Here is a 16,759-nt window from a genome sequence, read left to right on the forward strand (position 1 = left end):
GACCGAGCGAGGAGACGTACGGCCATGCATGACGAACGCCGCCGCATCGAGGAGCGCGTCGAGCGCATCCACGACCAGCGCATCAAGCCCGCGACCTACGCCGCCACCGTCCCCCTCGTGGTGGAGGCCTGGCAGGCCCCGGGGGAGCCCGTCCCCTTCGAGGAGGCCGCGGCCGCCCCGTACGAACCCTTCGCGATGGACACCCCGTGGGGCCCGCCGTGGGGGACGACCTGGTTCCGCATGCGCGGGCAGGTGCCGGCCGCGTACGCGGGCAGGCGCGTCGAGGCCGTCATCGACCTCGGCTTCGTGGGCGACTGGCCCGGCAACCAGGCCGAGGCCCTCGTCCACCTCGCCGACGGCACACCGCTGAAGGCGGTCAACCCGCTCAACCAGTACGTCCCCATCGCCCGTCCGGCGGTCGGCGGGGAGCCGGTCGAGTACCTCGTCGAGGCCGCCTCCAACCCCGACATCCTCGCCAACGACTTCGCGGGCCCGACCCCGTTGGGCGATGTGCTGACGGCGGGCGACCGACCGCTGTACACCTTCCGCCGCGCCGACATCGCCGTGCTCGACGAGGACGTGTGGCACCTGGACCTCGACATCCAGGTGCTGCGCGAACTGATGCTGGAGCTCGGCGAGCACGACCCGCGCCGGCACGAGATCATGCACGCGCTCGACCGGGCCCTCGACCTGCTCGACCTGGACGACATCTCCGGCTCGGCGCCCGCCGTGCGCGCGGCCCTGGAACCGGTGCTGTCGAAGCCCGCCAACGCCAGCGCCCACATCGTCTCCGGAGTCGGCCACGCGCACATCGACTCGGCCTGGCTGTGGCCGATCCGCGAGACCAAGCGCAAGACGTCCCGCACCTTCTCCAACGTCACGTCGCTGGCCGACGAGTACGAGGAGTTCGTCTTCGCCTGCTCGCAGGCCCAGCAGTACGAGTGGGTGCGCGACAACTACCCGCACGTGTGGGCCCGCATCCAGGAGTCCGTGAAGAAGGGCCAGTGGGCACCGGTCGGCGGCATGTGGGTCGAGGCCGACGGCAACCTGCCCGGCGGTGAGGCACTCGCCCGTCAGCTCGTGCACGGCAAGCGGTTCTTCATCGAGCACTTCGGCGTCGAGACCAAGGGCGTGTGGCTGCCGGACTCCTTCGGCTACAACGCGGCCTACCCGCAGCTCGCCAAGCTCGCCGGCAACGAATGGTTCCTCACCCAGAAGATCTCCTGGAACCAGACGAACAAGTTCCCCCACCACACGTTCTGGTGGGAGGGCATCGACGGCACCCGGATCTTCACCCACTTCCCGCCGGTCGACACCTACAACGCCCGTTTCAGCGGGGAGGAGATGGCCCTCGCGGTGCGCAACTACCGCGAGAAGGGCGGCGCCACCCGCTCACTGGCCCCCTTCGGCTGGGGCGACGGCGGTGGCGGCCCCACCCGCGAGATCATGGAGCGGGCCCGTCGGCTGAAGGACCTGGAGGGCTCCGCGAAGGTCGAGGTCGAGCACCCCGACGCGTTCTTCGCCAAGGCACGCGCGGAGTACCCGGACGCCCCGGTGTGGGCCGGCGAGCTCTACCTCGAACTGCACCGCGCCACCTACACCTCCCAGGCCCGCACCAAGCAGGGCAACCGGCGCAGCGAGCACCGGCTGCGCGAGGCGGAGCTGTGGGCCACCACGGCCGCCCTCCAAGCGCCGGGCTACGCCTACCCGTACGAGGCGTTCGACCGGCTGTGGAAGACGGTGCTGCTGCACCAGTTCCACGACATCCTGCCCGGGTCGTCGATCGCCTGGGTGCATCGCGAGGCCGAGGCCGAGTACGCCCGCGTCGGGCGGGAACTGGAGGAGCTGACGACGGCCGCGATCACCGCCCTCGGCTCCGGCGGGACGCGTGTCTTCAACACCAGCCCGTACGACCGCGCCGAGGTGGTCCGCACGACGGACGGCACGCCGGCGTACGTGGAGGTGCCGGCGAACGGCAGCGCGCCCCTGGCCGACGCCCGGCCCCCGCAGCCGGTCAAGGTGTCCGGCCGCGTCCTGGACAACGGGCTGGTCCGGGTCCGGGTGGCGGAGGACGGCACCCTGTCGTCCGTGCGCGACCTGCGGGCGGACCGCGAGGTCCTCGCGGACCAAGGCAACCTGCTCCGCCTGCACACCGACCTGCCCAACTACTGGGACGCCTGGGACATCGACAAGCACTACAAGAACCGGTACACGGACCTCCTGGAGCCCGACTCGGTCACGGTCGTCGAGGACGACCCGCTGGCCGGCGCGATCCGTGTCACCCGCTCCTTCGGCAAGGGCTCCACGATCACCCAGACGATCACGGTCCGGGCCGGCAGCCCCCGTATCGACTTCGAGACGGACATCGACTGGCACGAGAGCGAGAAGATCCTCAAGGCCGCCTTCCCGGTCGACGTCCGCGCCCCGCACTCCTCGGCCGAGATCCAGTTCGGTCACGTCCAGCGCCCCACGCACACCAACACGAGCTGGGAGGCAGCCCGCTTCGAGGTGTACGGCCACCGCTGGGTGCACATCGGCGAACCCGGTTACGGCGTCGCGGTCATCAACGACTCGACGTACGGCCACGACGTCTCCCGCACGGTCCGCGAGGACGGCGGCACGACCACCACGGTCCGGCTCAGCCTGGTGCGTGCCCCGCGCGTCCCCGACCCGGGGGCCGACCAGGGCCGCCACCGTTTCACGTACTCCCTGCTGCCCGGGGCGAGCATCGAGGACGCGGTCGCCGAGGGCTACGCCCTCAACCTGCCGCTGCGGCCGGCCGAGGCGCACGGCCCCGCCGAACCCGTCGTCTCCGTCGACGGGGAAGGAGTCACCGTCGAGGCGGTCAAACTCGCCGACGACGCCTCCGGCGATGTCGTCGTACGGCTCTACGAGTCCCGCGGCGGCCGCGCCACCGGCACCCTGCGCACCGGGTTCCCGCTCGGCGCGGCTCAGGTGACCGACCTGCTGGAGCGCCCGCTCTCCCGCGCGGACACCGACGGGAACGCGGTCCCGCTCACCCTGCGGCCCTTCGAGGTGCTGACCCTGCGGCTGGCCGTGGAGAAGAAGTGACCGCACGCGACAGGAATCCGGCCGCACTTCCCATGAAGAATTAAGGAAGAGGTAAGAGGCCTGGTCACGATGGGTCCGACACCCGCCGTGACCACGGCCCGTTCCCCGCGCGACACCTGGAGTTCGCCCTTCCCCCCTGTGATGCGGGGGAACGACGAGAAAGAGGTGGCACGGTGCGAGACCCGCGTATGTCCGCGATCGGCAAGGGCCTGAGGCGTCGGGGGAGGCTGATGGCCGAGGCGGTGCGGCCGCCCAGGAGGGCTCTGGACGCGGTGCCCTCGCCCCGGGGGCCGGGCGGTCCGGCCGACGGCGGGTACACCGCCCCGCCCGCCCCTCGCCTGGTCGAATCACCGGTGTTCGTGCTGTCGTCCGTGCGCTCCGGATCGACGCTGCTGCGCGTCCTGCTGAACAGCCACAGCCAGATCCGCGCTCCGCACGAGATGCATCTGCGCACCGTCCACGTCCACCTGTCCCGCGACTTCACCGCGGACGCGATGCGGGCGCTCGAACTCGACAGGACCGAGCTGGAGCACGCCCTGTGGGACCGGCTGCTGCACCTCGAACTCACCCGCAGCGGCAAGCGGATCATCGTCGACAAGACCCCGCCCAACACCCTCGTCTGGCCGCGCCTGCACCGATGTTGGCCGCACGCCCGTTACATCCTGCTGCTCCGCCACCCCGGCGCCGTCATCGCCTCCCTCACGAACCGGCGCACCGATCCCGACCCCGCGGGGATCACCGCCGAGGTCCTCGACTACAGCGAGAAGCTTGAGGAGGCCCGCCAGAACCTCGACGCCCACGTCATCACCTACGAGGCGCTCACCGCCGACCCGGAGAGCACCACCCGCGGCATCTGCGGCTACCTGGGCGTCCCCTGGGAGGCCGCCATGCTCGACTACGGGGCCCAGGACCACGGCACCTTCCGCCCCCAGCTCGGCGACTGGAGCGAGACCATCAGGTCCGGCCGCGTGCAGCCCGCCCGGACCGCCGATCCTTCGGTCGAACTCCCGCCCAGGCTCAGGCAGTTGGCGCGTGCCTGGGGTTATCCGGAGGACTGAGCAGCGCGGCGCCCGCCCGGGCGAGCGTGGCGGGATGACCGAAGAGGCCGGGCAGCCCCCCGGTGTGCAGGAAGACGGTGCGCCGTCCCGGGGTGATGTCGCCGTCCGCGACGGCCGCGATCAGCCCTGCCATCGCCCGCCCCGTGTAGATCGGGTCGAGGACGATGCCCTCGGTGCGCGCGGCCAGGGTCAGGGCGTTCATCACCGGCTCGCCGGGCGTGTCGTATCCGTCGCCGACCTGGTCGAGGCGCAGTCGCGGAGCCCCGGTGACGCCCCCCGGCCCGGCCAGCTCGTCCACCAGTCGCGTCACCGTCGCGGCGGGGTCGGTGACGGCGCCGCAGTGCACACCTAGGACGCGGGAGGTCCCGAGGTGCGCGACCAGGCCGGCCATGGTGCCGCCCGAGCCGAGCGCCACCACGACGGTCGCCAGGTCCGGTGCCTGGTCGAGGAGTTCGCGTGCGCACTCGACGTAGCCGCGGGCACCGAGCGCGCTCGATCCGCCGAAGGGGATCAGCGCCGGGACCTCGCCGCGTGCCCGCTCCTCCTCCACCACCTTGCGGGCGCGGGAATCCAGGGGCTCGCCGTCCGCGGCCCAGACGACCGTGGCGCCGAAGAGCCCGTCGAGCGCCAGGTTGCCGGAGGCCGTCCCGCCGGGTGCCCCGGCCAGCACGAGGACGACGCGGAGACCGAGCCGGGCACCGGCCGCCGCGGTCAGGCGCGCGTGGTTGCTCTGCGGCGCACCCGTCGTCACCAGGGTCGTCGCGCCCGCGGCCAGGGCCGCGCCGCACGTCCACTCCAGCTTGCGGATCTTGTTGCCGCCGCCGCCGAGGCCGGTGAGGTCGTCGCGCTTGACCCACAGATCCTCGGGCCCGAGGCCGAGCGCGCGGGCCAGCCGGGGCGCGGGTTCGAGCAGGGTGGGCCAGGTGCCCAGCGGGGCGCGTGGCGAGGTGTCGTCCTCACGGTGTGTCGTCATCGCCACGGGCCCTTCCGACGGTTCCGGTGTCGCGGCGAGAGTATCCCGTGACCTGCCCGGACCGTCGGCTCGGGGCCGTCGTGCGGACGGCGGTGGGCCGCCCGGGTGTCCGGGCGGCCCACCTGTGTCTCCTGCTTCGTCCTCCTGGCGGTCCGTCAGCCGGTGAAGCCCGCGGTGATGGAGGTGAACTGCCAGGTGTTCTGGCTGATGCCGGAGCAGTTGCTCACCACGCCGCCGCCGGGGCAGGGCCGGTCACGGTTGACCGCCCAGAAGGCGAGCCGGGCGATGTGGTGGGAGTTCGCCCAGTCGCGGATCTGCGTCCAGATCGCCGGGGTGGTGTTCTCCTGCTGGTCGGACAGGCCGTTCATGCCGGAGATGCCGATGTGCGAGTAGGCCGTCGCGTCGTCCCAGCCGAAGGTCGACTTCAGCTTGGCCTTGAGCCCCTCGGTGGCGTTGACCGTGTTGCCGTACATGTCGGAGCCGCCGCCGAAGTCGAACGGCATGATCGTGAAGACGTCGATGCCCGCGTTCAGGGACTGCGCCTGCTCGATGAGACGGTTGCCGTAGTACGTCGGGCCGGTCGTCGAGGTGCCGAAGGTGACGATGGTCTTCAGGCCGGGGTTGTTGGCCTTGACCGTCTTCAGCGCGGTCAGGATCTTCGCCTGCACGGCCTCGTTCTCGAACTCGTCCGTGTTCTCGATGTCCATGTCGATCGCCTTGAGGCTGTAGGCGTCGATCACCTTCTGCAGGGCTCCGGCGAGCGCGCTCGCCGAGGAGCAGTTGGCGCCGAGCTTGCTGCCCTGCCAGCCGCCGAAGGAGGGGACGATGTCACCGCCCGCGGAGCGGATCTGGTTGATGGCGGTCTGGTCGACGCCGCCGGTCAGCGCCCGGTTGCCGTCCCAGGCGGGGTTGCAGCCGCCCGAGTCGAGCACGAACGCCATCGTGAACCACTTGACGCCGGTCGCGTTCATGACCGTGGTCGGGCTCGGCGGGTCGCCCCAGCCCTCGAACAGGTACGGTGCCGCCTGCTTGAAGCCGGTGCCGCCGCCCCCGCCCGCGTTCGTCGTCACCGACACGGCGTTGGACGCCGGGGAGGTGTTGCCGGCCGCGTCCCGCGCCTTGACGGTGAAGGTGTAGGCGGTGCTCGGGGACAGTCCGCTGACGGTGGCGCTGGTGCCGGACACCGTGAGCACCTGGTTGGAGCCGCTGTAGACGTCGTAGCCGGTCACGCCGACGTTGTCGCTCGACGCGCCCCACGACAGGGAGACGCTCGACGAGGTCTTGCCGGTGGAGGTCAGGTTCGTGGGGGCGGTCGGCGCCTGGGTGTCGGAGCCACCGCCGCCGCCCGGCCCGTCCAGGCTGATGTCGTCGGCGTAGTAGGTGCCCTGCGCGTACCAGCCGTGGACGTAGATCTTGGCGCTGGTCTGCGAGGCGCCGGTCGTGAAGGACACGGTCAGCTTGCTGTAGGCCGAGGGGGACGTCGTCCAGGTGGAGGCACCGCCGTCCACGCCGAGGTACACGTAGCTGCCGCGCACCCAGCCCGAGAGGCTGTACGTCGTGTTCGGCTGGACCGACACGGTCTGGGTGCACTGGGCGTTGTCACTGGCGCTCACCGCTCCCGAGAGCGCCTTGGAGCCGCCGTGCACGGGGCTGGAGACGACGGAGCCCAAATTGCCGGAACAGGACCAGGGGGAGAGGCTTCCGGTCTCGAAGCCGGGGTTGGACAGGATGTTGGCGGCCTGCGCCGTGCCGGGGAGGGCGACCGCCCCGGCCAGGGCCAGCGCGGCGGTGCCGAGCAGGGCCAGGAAACGATGTCTGGAACGTCTGAGGTCTGCGATGCGCACGCGATCTCCCTGAAGAAATGGGGGTGTTCGGGAGTGCTGAGAGGTGCGCAACCAAGTTGGTATGGACCAATCTCGCTGTCAAGACGCTGCGCGAGAATTGGTCCAGACCGGTAGGCGTGACGGGGTGTGGCGGAGGTCGGGGGAGGGGAGGCTAGGCGGGCAGGGTGGCCGCCGTCGCGGGCGCGCCGGCCGACGCGGACGGTCCGCCGGAGGAGGGAGCCATCGGCTCCGTGGCCGGGGCCGGAACGGCGGGCAGCGACGGCGCGGGCGACTCGGTCCGCTGCTGCGGCAGCGACACGGGACGCACCGCGCGGGGTCCCGAGACCACCGTGTAGTCCTTTCCGAGGGACGCCGGGACCACCTCGCCCGTCTCCTCGCCGAGCGCCAGCCGCACCGCGGCCCAGGGAGCGTTGATCCCGCACAGCGCCAGCTGGTGCAGACCTCCCGCCGGACGCGTGTTCACGTCCATCAGGACCGGCTGGTCCCCGAACATGCGGAACTGGATGTTCGACAGATAGTGCAGTCCGAACGCCTCCGCGAGCAGCCGCGCCGGCTCGGTCCACGACGGGTGCAGCGTGAAGCCGCGGCGCCGGCCGTTCTTCGTGCGGCCCACCGCCATGCGGACCCGCCCGTCCGGCGCGGTCAGACAGTCCACGGACACCTCGGGCTGCTCCAGCCGCGGCATCACCAGCCAGTCCACGGGCTCGTCCGCCTCGCGCAGCGCCGCCACGACCAGGTCCAGCGGCACGAAGGGGCTCGGGAAACCATTGAGGTGCATGAGCGAGAAAGGAGCCCGCGTGATGACACGGAAGCCCACTCCGCCCGCTCCGGCCGCCGGCTTGAAGCAGGCCCTGTGACCCGCGGCCTCCAGCGACTCGACGGCCGTGAGGAGCTCCTCCTCGGTGCGCACCCGCCACCACGGCGGCACCGGCACACCCACCGCCTGCACCGCCTGGTAGGCGGTGGCCTTGTCCTGGAAGACGGCCACCGCCTCGGGGGGCGGGGCCAGCAGAGCCGTACCGAGCGCGGCGAACTCGGCGCGCTGGGCCACGATCGCGGCCTGGTGCAGCACCGGCACGAACACGTCTATGGAGTGACGCGCGCACTGGTCCAGGGCGTACTCGACGTAGGCGCGCGGGGACAGGCCCTCGGGCTCCAGCTCGGCGGTGTCGGCGGCGGCCAGCACGGGGGAGTCCGGGTCGCCGTGCGTGGCATGGATCTCGACCGGGCGGCCCTGCGGATTACTTCGCAGCTGATCCATGAAGAACACGTTCTCCGCGTACGTGCGGTTGAGCCAGACGCGTACGCGGAAATCCATGCAGGCCGCCTTTCGGGGGTTCACGGGCACGGCGGAGCGGGCCGTGCCCGGCCAGGGGAGAGGGAGGAACACCAAGCCGCCGTACGCCAAGAAAGGTTCGTGGCAGCCGTGTTGGGGCGATCATAAGGGTCGCGCACCCCCCGTACGGCTACGGGCGTGTTACGGATTTCCCGGGTGTCGTGTCCGGGCATCCTTGTCCCGTGCCGGGCGTATGTGTTCTTGTGTTGCCATTCGTCTTCTACGGGGGTGCGGAGAGTGCGGTCGATGGACGCCGGGCACGGGAATCTGCTGGCCATCAGCGATCTGCACATCGGATACCCGGAGAACCGCGCCCTGGTCGAGAAGATGCACCCCGAGACCGACGAGGACTGGCTGCTGGTCGCCGGTGACGTCGGAGAGCTCGTCGCCGACATCCGGTGGGCGCTTCAGACCCTCGCCGCACGTTTCTCCAAGGTGATCTGGGTGCCCGGCAACCACGAGCTGTGGACCCACCCGAAGGACCCCGTGCAGCTGCGCGGCGTCGCCCGCTACGAGCATCTGGTCGCTGTCTGCCGCGAGTTGGGCGTCATCACCCCCGAGGACCCCTACCCGGTCTGGGAGGGGCCCGGTGGACCCGTGGTCGTCGCCCCGCTCTTCCTGCTCTACGACTACTCGTTCCTGCCGCAGGGCTGCGTGACCAAGGCGCAGGGACTGGCCTACGCCGAGGGAACGGGCGTGGTCTGCACCGACGAGCACGTGCTCCACCCCGACCCCTACCCCAGCCGCGACGCCTGGTGCCACGCCCGGGTCACCGAGACCGAGCGCAGACTCGCCGAACTGCCCGACGACCTGCCGACCGTCCCGGTCAACCACTACCCGCTGGACCGCCATCCGACGGACATCCTGCGCTACCCCGAGTTCGCCATGTGGTGCGGCACCCGGCGGACCGCCGACTGGCACCGCAGGTTCCGTGTCCAGGCCATGGTCTACGGTCATCTCCACATCCCCCGGACCACCTGGCACGAGGGTGTGCGCTTCGAAGAGGTGTCCGTGGGTTATCCCCGAGAATGGCGCAAGCGCCCCGGAGAGCCGGGCACGCTGCGCCGCATTCTGCCGATGGAGGTCGGAGCCGGTGATGGAGGAGCTGCTCCCGGAGTCGGCCGTGGCAGTGGAGAGCTACGGTGACGACTGGGCCGAGGGCGCCAGCCTGTACCCCGAGGAGCAGGCGCTGCTGACACGGGCCGTGCAGAAGCGGCGCCGGGAGTTCACCGCCGTGCGCGCCTGCGCCCGCCGTGCCATGGAGAAGCTCGGGGTGCCCCCCGCCCCCGTCCTGCCGGGCGAGCGCGGAGCACCTCAGTGGCCCGCCGGCCTGATCGGCAGCATGACGCACTGCGAGGGCTATCGGGCCGCCGCACTCGCCCGCGCCACCGACCTGGCCTCCCTCGGCATAGACGCCGAACCCCATCAGCCGCTCCCGGAGGGCGTCCTGGAGTCCGTGGCCCTGCCCGCGGAGACGGGCCGCCTCGACCGGCTCGCCGCCGAGCACCCCGCGGTCCACTGGGACCGACTGCTGTTCAGCGCCAAGGAGTCGGTCTACAAGGCGTGGTTCCCGCTCACCAGGAAGTGGCTGGACTTCTCCGAGGCCGACATCGACCTGCTCCCGCACCCCGGCTCCCCGGGCCAGGGCCCCTCGGGCCGCCTGCGCGCACGGCTGCTGGTCCCCGGGCCCCTGCTGGACGGCCGGCGCGTCGAGGTCTTCGACGGACGCTGGACCGTCCAACGGGGCCTGGTCGGCACGGTCGTCACCGTGCCTCACGCCTGAGCGGTCTCCGGGCACCAGGTCTGCAACAGCCTGAAGAACGCCTCCTCATTGCCCGCGAGACCTGCCGCCGCCAGGGCCCGCTCCGCCTCCGCGAGCACGGCGGGGGGCACCACGGGTGGTAGGCGCCCGTCCGGCGGGCCGTCGAAGGCGGCTCGTACGGTCTGCAGGAGGCGGAGGTAGGCCTGCACGGCGGCGCGTTCGTGATCGGTCAGTACGGCGGTCGGCATCGGACGGCTCTCCCCGGGTCGGCTGGTCGTGTCAGGTGCTGCCTGACTCCAGCTTGCCGTCCGCCACTGACAATCCCGTTTCGGTACGTGGAGGTTCGCCCGCTTAGCGGAGGCGAAACATCACGGAAATCCCCTGTGGAACAGGGGCCCTAGGCTGGGGAGGAGAGCCTCGGGGCCGCCCTCGCGACGGCCGGACGGCGCCTGCCCGGGACCGCGGCGGCCGCCCGCACGGCGGGCGGGACGCAGCCGCGACCGGCGGCGCGGGCGCCGCTCGACGGGCGGCCCGGCCGCCCGGACGGTGTGCCGAGGAGGACGCGAGACGCCCGTACGAAGGGCGTGGGAGCCGCCGCACGGCGGCGTGGCGACAGGAGGTGGCCCGGTGGCCGACGCACCGCTCGGACGGCCGCGGAGAACCGTGCGGCTGCGCTCCGTGGCCGACGGGGAACTGCGCCTGCACCACCGCGTCGTGCACGGCTACCGGCGCGCCTACCGGATGGCCGGCGAGGGTCCCGCGCTCGTCCTGATCCACGGCATCGGCGACTCGTCGGCGACCTGGGCGGAGCTGATCCCCGACCTGGCCCGCACCCACACGGTGATCGCGCCCGACCTGCTCGGCCACGGCGCCTCCGACAAGCCGCGGGCCGACTATTCCGTGGCCGCCTACGCCAACGGCGTACGCGATCTGCTGGCCACGCTCGACATCGAGTCCGCCACCCTGGTCGGCCACTCGCTGGGCGGCGGCGTCGCCATGCAGTTCGCCTACCAGTACCCCGAGCGCACCGAACGGCTCGTCCTGGTGAGCGCGGGCGGTGTCGGCGGCGAGGTCAACCCCGTCCTGCGGGCGGTCTCGCTGCCCGGCGCGCACCTCATGCTCTCCGCGCTGCGGCTGCCCGGCATGCGCCTGCAAGTAGGCCTGTTCGCCCGGCTCATGAGCCTTCTCGACACCGATCTCGGCCAGGACGCACCCGAGTTGCTGACCCTGGTGGACGCGCTGCCCGACACGACCTCCCGCAGCGCCTTCATCCGCACCCTGCGGGCCGTCGTCGACTGGCGCGGCCAGGCGGTCACCATGCTCGACCGCTGCTACCTCACGGAGGGCATGCCCACGATGCTGCTCTGGGGCGACCGGGACAGCGTGGTGCCCGTCCGACACGCGCACGGCGCGCACCGGGCCATGCCGGGCAGCCGGCTGGAGGTCTTCGAGGGCGCGGGCCACTTCCCCTTCCACAGCGACCCGGCACGCTTCCTGGCCCTGGTCGAGGAGTTCACCACCACCACGGCCCCCGCGGACTGGAGTCGTGAGCACTGGCGCGAGCTGCTGCGCGCGGGCCGCTCCGGGACGAGCGTGGGCCGGCCGGACACGCCCCAGAACCGCGCGGTGGAGCGGGACCTGCGCGAGGCGAGCGAACGCAGCGCCACATGAGGTTCCGCCAGGCCCGGTCCGACAGGTCCCGCCTTGTCGGAAGGCCCTAGCTGGTGCGCTCCCGGAGGTCGCGCTCCGGACGCCTCGCGGCCCGCCCGCGGGCGGCCGCCACGACCGGGGACTCGCGCAGGGCGATGGACATGCCCACCAGGTCGCGCGGCCCGTCGGTGGACGCGACCTGGGCGGCCGCCCCTCCGGCGGCCTCCGCCGAGTCGATGACCCTGCCGTCCGGATCGGCGGCCCTGGCCCGCACCGCGGCCGTCACCATCACCGCGTCCGCCTCCGCCTGCGCCCGGGCGGGCGGCGATCCCGCCGCCACGGCCGCGTCGTAGGCGTCGGAGCGCACCTCGGAGTCGAAGTAGGGGTACAGGCTCAGCATGCCGTCGTGGATGTCGGACTCCCGCTGGGTGACCTGGAGTTCGGCGGAGGACCACCAGGAGATGCGCACCGCCCGGTCCTCGTCCACGGCGACCGGCTTCAGCTCGCGCCACAGCGGACCCAGCCTGCGGTACGTCGACCAGGTGTTCCAGCTGTCCCCGATGCGCTGGCAGGCCAGCGGGACGCAGAAGCCGACCGCGGTGATCTGGGCTCCGGCGGAGGCCAGCACCGGCGCCACATTGGTGCTCAGGCCGTCCAGGTCGCCGCCGTTCCAGCGGGCGACCACGGCGACGAACTTGGCCGCCGAGTAAGGGATGTTGCACAGCGAACCGAACGCGATGATCACCAGGCCGGCCCGCAGCCAGCCGTGCACCTGGAGCGCCCAGCGCCAGCACATGATGTTCATCGCGATGCCCGCGGCCGACAGCGCCACGAGGTACAGCACGATCATCTCGCGCAGGAACGGCGTGTTCGCGTAGTAGGTGTCGAAGTCACGCAGCCGCTCCTCGGGGGCGTCGCCGAGGGCGAAGAGCACGATCAGCGCCGCACCCACCACGCTGTATCCGGCGATCCAGCGGCGCGAGAGGCGGCGGGTCACCTCGGGCCGGCCACCACGCCAGTTGATGATCAGCACCAGGCAGGAGGCGCTGAAGGCACTCAGCAGGCAGTAGACCAGTGGCGCCGAGATGTTGGGGATCCCGGTGACCTCGTTGACCTTGCCGATGGTGGGCGGGGCCGCGAAGAGGAACACCAGGCCCGCGAGCGCCAGGAGCACACCGACGGAGCGCAGCAGCGGATCGCGCCAGCCGCGCAGGAGCGCCGGGCCCTTGAAGGCGATGGCGGCACCCATGGCGGCGGCGGGGATGTAGTAGCTGGATCCGTCCATGTTCCGGGACCTTCAGCCCTGCGGTCCGCGGTAGCCCAGCGACGCCTCGATGCGGCCGGCCAGACCGTCACGCTGCACGGGCCCGCGCAGGGGTGAACCGGCCAGCCAGGTACGGCACTTGCTGGCGAGCAGCAGGCCGAAGCTCTCGGCCTCCTTCTCGTCGTCCATGTCGAAGCGGGTGCGCGCGGCCACCTTCAGGACGGTCTCCTGGAGGTCGGCGCCGTCGCTCAGTAAACGGGCGGCGACGGCAGCGCCCTCGACGTGGTGGCTGCAGTGCCCGGCCTTCATGTGCCACAGCTCGTGGCCCAGGATGACCAGCTGGTGGTCCGGCGCGGTGCGCTCCTCGATGACGACGAGGTCCTGTTCGGCCATGTCGAGCCAGAGCCCGCTCGCGGTGCCGGGCGGAAAGGCGGCCGTGCGGAACTGGACGGGGCGGCCCCGGCGCCTGCTCATCGCGCCGCACAGCGCCGCGTACAGCTCGGCGGGTTCCGCCGGTGCCGGGAGCGACAGCTCCGCTACCAACTCGCCGCACAGGCGGCGCATTTCCCTTCCGATGCCCACAACTCTCCCCCGGCTCACGACTCTGGCCGTTTGACGCTCTCCAGGAGCATGTCCAGCCACTCGGCGACCTTGTCCCGGTGCTGGTCGGTGGGCAACTGCGCGGCCCGCCAGGCGATTCCGCGGACGCCGTGGTCCAGGAGCAGCCGCTCCAGCGGGTCGGCGGCGGCCGCCGCGCGTTCGCGGTCGGCGAGTCTTTGCAGGAGTTCCTGCTCCGAGCGCTGGAGGGCGCTCACGAGGGCCTCGGAGTCCTCGGCCGTGAGGAATCCGGCGTGGACCCGGAAGAAGCGCTGGATGGCGTCGCAGTGCTCCATGGTGGGGCGCCGGTCGCCGTTGATGAGGGCACCCGCCTGCTGGCGCGACATGCCGGCGCCGTCGGCGATCTCCTGCTGGGTGTAGCGGCGTCCGTTGGGCTTGAGGCGGGTGCGGCGCAGCAGGTCGAGTCGTTGCAGGAAGCGGGCCTGGAGGTCGGGTTCGCCGGCGTGGCGGCCGCTCAGCAGGGCCTTCACCACGGGTTCGGGGACGCCGGAACCGGCGGACAGGCGCTGGATGTCGAAGACCTCGGAGAGCTGCACGCCGAGCCTGGTGGCCAGGTCGCTGACCCGTGTCACGACGGCCTGCAGCAGAACCGTCGCCGTGGCGCCCGGAACCTCGAAGCCATCCGTCACCGACAGATCTCCTACGTCTCTCTACAGGTCGCTCTCAAGAAGGTCAGGAACCACCGGGAGACTAGCCCCTCGGTCGAACTCACATCCAGGTCTCGCCACAACTGTGGCGAGATTCAGCCGTCAACGGTCGCCAAATGCCACGATAGTTGACACGCCTGTGCCCTGGGCAGCAGGATCGGGGCGCCGCGTGAAGGCCGCAGAGGCAAGAGGGGTGACCTCCCGATGGCGTACCAGGCAGGAAGGCAGCGGTCCCAGCCGCGCCCTGTCCCCGAGACCGTCGAAGCTCAGGCGTACCTCCAGGACTACGCAGCCCTCCTCGAAGCCGTTCAGTTCCCCTCCGTCGTCTTCGACCACCGCTGGGACGTCGTCCTGTCGAACGCGGCGTTCGAGACACTTTTCGGCGGCGTGGGAGCCCATCCGACGGCCATGCCGGGTGACAACTTCCTCCGGTTCGTGCTGTTCCACCCGGACGCGAGCACGGTTCTCGGCGAGCACGAGTCGAGCTGGTGCCTACCGATGCTGGCGCACTTCGCCGCCGCCGTGGAGCGGCACGGCCAGGACCGAGGCCTCCAGTCGATCCGCCGGGAGATCGCCCAGGACCCCATCATGGACGCCGCCTTCCGGCACGGGCTGCCCCACTGGATCCGCGCGGTCGGCCCGGACGCCGTCGAGCACGACGGCGCCGTACGTCCGCTCGTGCACCCCGATCCCCGCTGGGGCCGCACGGACTGCCGGATCGTCGACGACACCCCCAAGACCCTTCGGGACATGGGGTACACGCGAATGACCCTGGTCCTGCGGGACGCGGCCCGGTCCATGCCGGGCGGCGGACCGCGCAAGTCCCGCACCACGCGCAACGGCGCGGCGGAGCTGCGGGCGGTCTGAGCGCTCAGTCGGCCGGTGTCACGAGCACCAGCGGTACGCCGTCGCACGGCACCAGCCGCAGCCGCTCGAAGCGCGCGCTCCGTCCCGCCGCGAGGACGGCCCCGAAGTCCGGTCCCCGGGTGAGGGAGCCGGCCAGGTGGTCGGGGTCGGCGGAGGCGGCGACCCGGCCGCGGGCGTTCACCAAGTGGGCGGGACCCGGGAGCCGTTGGAGCAGCGGGACGACCGCCGCCTCGAAGTGCCGCAGATACACGTCGGCAGCGGCGACCCCCACGAACCGGCCCTCCACGTGCACGGGCGCGGACAGCGTCAGGCTGTACTCGTCGGAGCACAGGTAGTCGACGTAGGGCCCGGCGACGGCGCGCTGTCCGGTGTCGCGGGGGAGGGCGAACCAGTCCCAGTGCGTGTAGTCGGAGTACGCCGAGTGCCGCGGGTCGAGGTCGAGCAGCAGCGGTCGCACGTCGCCGTCGGGGCCCGTCTGCCACCATTCCAGCCACGCCGGTACGTCGGCGAGCAGTCCGGGCGCCGCGACGAATCCGGCGCCCGACACCAACTCCTGCCGGGCGAGGCGCAGATGGAGCCCGGGGCGCAGTGCCGCCAGGTCGACGGTGGCGGGCCGGTCACCCCGCGCGGCGACCCGGGTGAGCAGGGCCGCGGTGTCGGCGCGGGTCTCGGCGACCGCCTCGAAGACGGCCTCCAGTGTGGAGCGGACCTGCGCGGCGACGGCCGCCCGCGGTGTCGCGTCAAGCGTCGCCGTGGCGCCGACCTGGCCGGGGCTCCTGCTCATGGGTGCCCTCCAGCGGACGGGGACCGGACGCGGTGCGCGGCATCGCGAGACGGAGGGCGATGAGCCGCGCCGTCGAGTCCTGGACGCACCGCTCGGCCAGCGCTCTGGCCGATTCGTGGGCCCCATCTTGCACCGCCGAGATTACGGAGCGGTGACGGTCGGCGACTTCTTCACGATATTCGTCGTCCCCGAGCACGAGACACAGCAGTGCGCCCACATCCGTCTGGAGCGCGACCTGTTCGCGGGTGAGCCGGGCGGACTGCGCGGCGGCGGCGAGTTCGACGTGGAAGCGGCCGTAGACGCGACTGCGCGCTGCGGCGTCCTCGGCGGACGCGAGCTCGTCCAGGGTGCGCCGCAGTGGCTGGAGGTCGGCCGGTTCGGTGCGCTGCGCGGCGAGCCGGGCCGCCGCCCCCGTCACGGCCGCCCAGTGGTCGCCGAGATCGCGCAGCTCCTCGGTGCTCCAGCCGGCCAGCCGGGCCAGCAGCCGCTCCTCGCCGGGGACCTCGGGCAGGGACACGAAGCTGCCGCCGCCGCGGCCCCGGCGCGTGGTGACCAGTCCCTGCTGCCGCAGCGCCATCAGCGCCTCGCGCAGGGTGACGGTGGACACGCCGAGCTGCCCGGCCAGCTCCATCTCGCCGGGCAGCTGCTCCCCGTCGGCGAGCAGTCCGAGCTCGATGGCGTCGCCGAGCCTGCGGACCACCGTCTCGACCCGGGCGCGGTTGTCCACGGGTGTGAAGACGGCTCTGCGGACACCGTCGCCCATGTGTTGCTTCACGGTCACCACCTCGTGCGTTGACTCAACCTTTACTCTAAGGGGGTCTTGAGCTTTGAACTATGACTTCATATCTTTCCGGTCAGTGTTTCAACGTGGACATGGACCAGAA

Annotated in this window: 15 protein-coding genes; 6 read left to right on the forward strand and 9 right to left on the reverse strand. The window is 71.8% G+C overall.

The genetic code is table 11. The features are described 5' to 3' along the window. Window positions 1-24 precede the first annotated feature (24 nt). Both ABEB03_RS28750 and ABEB03_RS28755 read left to right on the forward strand, forming a co-directional pair. Window positions 25-3,072: an alpha-mannosidase gene (locus tag ABEB03_RS28750; RefSeq protein WP_345655598.1), complete on the forward strand. Its 3,048-nt coding sequence runs from the start codon at window positions 25-27 to the stop codon at window positions 3,070-3,072. A 173-nt stretch (window positions 3,073-3,245) separates the two neighbouring features. After that, window positions 3,246-4,130: a sulfotransferase family protein gene (locus ABEB03_RS28755; RefSeq protein ID WP_345655600.1), complete on the forward strand. Its 885-nt coding sequence runs from the start codon at window positions 3,246-3,248 to the stop codon at window positions 4,128-4,130. Here ABEB03_RS28755 and ABEB03_RS28760 read toward each other — a convergent pair. From ABEB03_RS28760 to ABEB03_RS28770, 3 genes are all read right to left on the reverse strand, one after another. After that, window positions 4,090-5,103: a D-cysteine desulfhydrase family protein gene (locus tag ABEB03_RS28760; protein ID WP_345655602.1), complete on the reverse strand. Its 1,014-nt coding sequence runs from the start codon at window positions 5,101-5,103 to the stop codon at window positions 4,090-4,092. The genes ABEB03_RS28755 and ABEB03_RS28760 overlap by 41 nt on opposite strands. Before the next feature lie 155 nt (window positions 5,104-5,258). Then, on the reverse strand, window positions 5,259-6,947 hold the full coding sequence (locus tag ABEB03_RS28765) for a carbohydrate binding domain-containing protein (RefSeq protein ID WP_425589318.1): 1,689 nt from the start codon (window positions 6,945-6,947) through the stop codon (window positions 5,259-5,261). Between the two features lie 151 nt (window positions 6,948-7,098). Next, the gene (locus ABEB03_RS28770) at window positions 7,099-8,265 is read right to left on the reverse strand and encodes an ATP-grasp domain-containing protein (RefSeq protein ID WP_345655605.1); all 1,167 of its coding nucleotides are present in this window, start codon (window positions 8,263-8,265) and stop codon (window positions 7,099-7,101) included. 264 nt (window positions 8,266-8,529) lie between these two features. Here ABEB03_RS28770 and ABEB03_RS28775 point away from each other — a divergent pair, with 264 nt between their 5' ends. Together ABEB03_RS28775 and ABEB03_RS28780 are read left to right on the forward strand one after the other, a co-directional pair. Then, window positions 8,530-9,429: a metallophosphoesterase family protein gene (locus tag ABEB03_RS28775; protein WP_345655607.1), complete on the forward strand. Its 900-nt coding sequence runs from the start codon at window positions 8,530-8,532 to the stop codon at window positions 9,427-9,429. Continuing rightward, entirely contained in the window at window positions 9,377-10,066 is a 690-nt protein-coding gene (locus tag ABEB03_RS28780) for a 4'-phosphopantetheinyl transferase family protein (protein WP_345655609.1), read from the forward strand. Before ABEB03_RS28775 ends, ABEB03_RS28780 begins: the two co-directional genes overlap by 53 nt. On the opposite strand, the gene ABEB03_RS28785 is transcribed toward ABEB03_RS28780, so the two are convergent. Further along, window positions 10,057-10,293 (reverse strand): hypothetical protein, encoded by a 237-nt coding sequence (locus ABEB03_RS28785; RefSeq protein ID WP_345655611.1) that lies wholly within the window; start codon window positions 10,291-10,293, stop codon window positions 10,057-10,059. The two genes, ABEB03_RS28780 and ABEB03_RS28785, sit on opposite strands and share 10 nt — an antisense overlap. Window positions 10,294-10,672: 379 nt before the next feature. On the opposite strand from ABEB03_RS28785, the gene ABEB03_RS28790 reads away from it, so the two are divergent. Beyond that, a complete protein-coding gene (locus tag ABEB03_RS28790) occupies window positions 10,673-11,716 on the forward strand; it encodes an alpha/beta fold hydrolase (protein WP_345655613.1) in 1,044 nt (347 codons plus the stop codon). A 46-nt stretch (window positions 11,717-11,762) separates the two neighbouring features. Here the strand turns inward: ABEB03_RS28790 and ABEB03_RS28795 are convergent, their stop codons facing one another. The 3 genes from ABEB03_RS28795 to ABEB03_RS28805 are packed head-to-tail and all read right to left on the reverse strand — an operon-like array spanning window position 11,763 to window position 14,206. After that, window positions 11,763-12,980 carry an MAB_1171c family putative transporter gene (locus ABEB03_RS28795; protein ID WP_345655615.1) on the reverse strand — a complete coding sequence of 406 codons (1,218 nt, stop codon included), beginning with the start codon at window positions 12,978-12,980 and terminating at the stop codon, window positions 11,763-11,765. A 12-nt stretch (window positions 12,981-12,992) separates the two neighbouring features. Continuing rightward, on the reverse strand, window positions 12,993-13,523 hold the full coding sequence (locus tag ABEB03_RS28800) for a toxin-antitoxin system, toxin component (RefSeq protein WP_095937784.1): 531 nt from the start codon (window positions 13,521-13,523) through the stop codon (window positions 12,993-12,995). 32 nt (window positions 13,524-13,555) lie between these two features. Continuing rightward, entirely contained in the window at window positions 13,556-14,206 is a 651-nt protein-coding gene (locus tag ABEB03_RS28805) for a helix-turn-helix domain-containing protein (protein WP_345655617.1), read from the reverse strand. A 222-nt stretch (window positions 14,207-14,428) separates the two neighbouring features. On the opposite strand from ABEB03_RS28805, the gene ABEB03_RS28810 reads away from it, so the two are divergent. Next, window positions 14,429-15,091: an MmyB family transcriptional regulator gene (locus tag ABEB03_RS28810; protein WP_345655619.1), complete on the forward strand. Its 663-nt coding sequence runs from the start codon at window positions 14,429-14,431 to the stop codon at window positions 15,089-15,091. 4 nt (window positions 15,092-15,095) lie between these two features. On the opposite strand, the gene ABEB03_RS28815 is transcribed toward ABEB03_RS28810, so the two are convergent. Further along, a complete protein-coding gene (locus ABEB03_RS28815) occupies window positions 15,096-15,875 on the reverse strand; it encodes a cache domain-containing protein (RefSeq protein WP_345655621.1) in 780 nt (259 codons plus the stop codon). After that, window positions 15,832-16,638: a FadR/GntR family transcriptional regulator gene (locus ABEB03_RS28820; RefSeq protein WP_345655871.1), complete on the reverse strand. Its 807-nt coding sequence runs from the start codon at window positions 16,636-16,638 to the stop codon at window positions 15,832-15,834. The genes ABEB03_RS28815 and ABEB03_RS28820 overlap by 44 nt, the downstream gene beginning before the upstream one ends. Window positions 16,639-16,759 lie beyond the last annotated feature (121 nt).

Origin of the sequence: Streptomyces siamensis (assembly GCF_039543605.1) — a bacterium.
GTDB lineage: Bacteria > Actinomycetota > Actinomycetes > Streptomycetales > Streptomycetaceae > Streptomyces > Streptomyces siamensis.